We start from the raw sequence: 3,145 nt of genomic DNA, 5'->3' as shown, positions 1-3,145 counted from the left end.
GAAGGACGTGATAAGCTGCGAAAAGCTGCGGGGACTGGCACATACAGGTCGATCCGCAGGTATCCGAATGGGGCAACCCACCGTATTGAAGATACGGTACCCGAAAGGGGGCGAACCCGGGGAACTGAAACATCTAAGTACCCGGAGGAAGAGAAAACAACAGTGATTCCGATAGTAGCGGCGAGCGAACTCGGACTAGCCCAAACCGGGCGGTTTACGGACCGTCCGGGGTTGTAGGGCCGCGACATTCGATGCGCGATGAACTAGAACACGTTGGAAAGCGTGGCCATAGACGGTGACAGCCCGGTATAGGCAAGGAGCGTTATCGATAGCGGTACCCTGAGTAGTGCGGGGCACGTGAAACCCTGTATGAATCCGGCGGGACCATCCGCCAAGGCTAAATACTCCTGAGAGACCGATAGTGAACCAGTACCGTGAGGGAAAGGTGAAAAGAACCGTGAACAACGGAGTGAAACAGAACCTGAAACCATGCGCCTACAAGCGGTCGGAGCCACATTGTGGTGACGGCGTGCCTTTTGCATAATGAGCCTACGAGTTACCGTTGCCAGCGAGGTTAAGGCATTGAGTGCCGGAGCCGCAGCGAAAGCGAGTCTGAACAGGGCGCGTTAGTTGGCAGTGGTAGACGCGAAACCGTGTGATCTACCCTTGGGCAGGTTGAAGCTGTGGTAACACACAGTGGAGGACCGAACCCGTTGACGTTGAAAAGTCTTGGGATGACCTGAGGGTAGGGGTGAAAGGCCAATCAAACTCGGAAATAGCTCGTACTCCCCGAAATGCATTTAGGTGCAGCGTTGACATATAGTTTTATAGAGGTAGAGCTACTGATTGGATGCGGGGGCTTCACCGCCTACCAATTCCTGACAAACTCCGAATGCTATGAAATGTTGGTCAGCAGTGAGGGCATGGGTGCTAAGGTCCATGTCCGAGAGGGAAAGAACCCAGACCATCAGCTAAGGTCCCCAAATGATAGTTAAGTTGAAAAAACGAGGTTGGACTGCACAGACAGCTAGGATGTTGGCTTGGAAGCAGCCATTCATTTAAAGAGTGCGTAACAGCTCACTAGTCGAGCGGTCCGGCATGGATAATAATCGGGCATAAACTATCTACCGAAGCTATGGACTAATTTATAATTAGTGGTAGGGGAGCATTCCGTACGCGCCGAAGGTGTGCCGCGAGGCATGCTGGAGCGTACGGAAAAGAAAATGTAGGCATAAGTAACGATAATGCGGGCGAGAAACCCGCACTCCGAAAGACCAAGGTTTCCCCAGCTATGCTAATCAGCTGGGGGTTAGTCGGGGCCTAACGCGAACCCGAAAGGGGTAGTGGATGGACAACGGGTTAATATTCCCGTACCTGCCCGCGCCAGAAGCGACGGAGGCGAAAAGATGGTGCGCACTGACGGAATAGTGCGTTGAAGCCAGTGGCAACACGGCGATAGTACACCGAGGCTCCGGCCAAGGTGATAATCCATTGTATCGACTTCCAAGAAAAGCGAGCGAGGCAGCCCGTACCCTAAACCGACACAGGTGGTTGGGATGAGAATTCTAAGGAGCTCGAGAGATTCATGGCTAAGGAACTAGGCAAAATCGACCCGTAACTTCGGGAGAAGGGTCGCCCCCAGCGATGGGGGCCGCAGTGAAGAGGTCCAGGCGACTGTTTATCAAAAACACAGGGCTCTGCAAAATCGAAAGATGAAGTATAGGGCCTGACACCTGCCCGGTGCCGGAAGGTTAAGAGGAGATGTCATCTTCGGAGAAGCATTGAATTGAAGCCCCGGTAAACGGCGGCCGTAACTATAACGGTCCTAAGGTAGCGAAATTCCTTGTCGGGTAAGTTCCGACCTGCACGAATGGTGTAACGATCTGGACACTGTCTCAGCCATGAGCTCGGTGAAATTGTAGTATCGGTGAAGATGCCGATTACCCGCTGTGGGACGAAAAGACCCCGTGCACCTTTACTATAGCTTAGTATTGGTTTTGGACAAGTAATGTGTAGGATAGGTGGGAGGCCTTGAAGCGGCGTCGCCAGGCGTCGTGGAGCCATTGTTGAAATACCACCCTTTGCTTGTCTGAAGTCTAACCCTTCACAAAAGGGGACAGTGCTTGGTGGGTAGTTTGACTGGGGTGGTCGCCTCCAAAAGAGTAACGGAGGCTTCTAAAGGTTCCCTCAATACGGTTGGCAATCGTGTGGAGAGTGCAATGGCATAAGGGAGCTTGACTGAGAGACCCACAAGTCGATCAGGTACGAAAGTAGAGCATAGTGATCCGGTGGTTCCGCATGGAAGGGCCATCGCTCAAAGGATAAAAGGTACGCCGGGGATAACAGGCTGATCTCCCCCAAGAGCTCACATCGACGGGGGGGTTTGGCACCTCGATGTCGGCTCGTCACATCCTGGGGCTGGAGAAGGTCCCAAGGGTTGGGCTGTTCGCCCATTAAAGTGGCACGCGAGCTGGGTTCAGAACGTCGTGAGACAGTTCGGTCTCTATCTACAGTGGGCGCAAGAAATTTGAGCGGATCTGATCCTAGTACGAGAGGACCGGATTGGACCGACCGCTGGTGCACCAGTTGTCCCGCCAGGGGCACCGCTGGGTAGCTACGTCGGGAAGGGATAAGCGCTGAAAGCATATAAGCGCGAAACCCACCGCAAGATGAGATTTCTTTAAAGGGCCGTGGGAGACCACCACGTCGATAGGCCGCAGGTGCAAGGGCAGCAATGTCCCAGCCGAGCGGTACTAATAGCCCGTAAGCTTATGTACGCCGCACCCCGCCCGCAGGGGCGGGGGAGCAACTCTTTTTTTTGGCAAGTCCGGCTTTTCCCCTATTGTTCGTTTCCCCTATGTCAAGATATTTGTCCGCCGATGGCGGACAGTTTATAAGTTCAGTGGTCTGTGTTTATGAGAATAGCTCTTAAACCTGTAAGATCCAAACTTTTAAACTTAAAACTAAGGTGGTTATAGCGACGGGGCTCACCTCTTACCTTTCCGAACAGAGAAGTTAAGCCCGTTTGCGCCGATGGTACTGCATCCCGTGGGAGAGTAGGTCGCCGCCTTCCTTTAGAGTCCCCTCCAAGAAACGGAGGGGACTTTTTTTATGCAACAGATCGAGAAAGATTAACTGAAATTCT

At 53.0% G+C, this 3,145-nt stretch carries 2 rRNA genes; both read left to right on the top strand.

Annotation, left to right across the window (positions count from 1 at the left end):
- Positions 1–2,777 (top strand): 23S ribosomal RNA (locus KIV10_RS13745); the annotation flags it as partial.
- 187 nt (positions 2,778–2,964) lie between these two features.
- Positions 2,965–3,073, top strand: a 5S ribosomal RNA gene (gene rrf, locus KIV10_RS13740).
- The last annotated feature ends 72 nt before the right edge of the window (positions 3,074–3,145 follow it).

It is taken from the genome of Aequorivita echinoideorum (genome assembly GCF_018476645.1).
GTDB classification, from domain to species: domain Bacteria; phylum Bacteroidota; class Bacteroidia; order Flavobacteriales; family Flavobacteriaceae; genus Aequorivita; species Aequorivita echinoideorum.
This window is presented reverse-complemented; position numbering and strand designations above follow the sequence as displayed.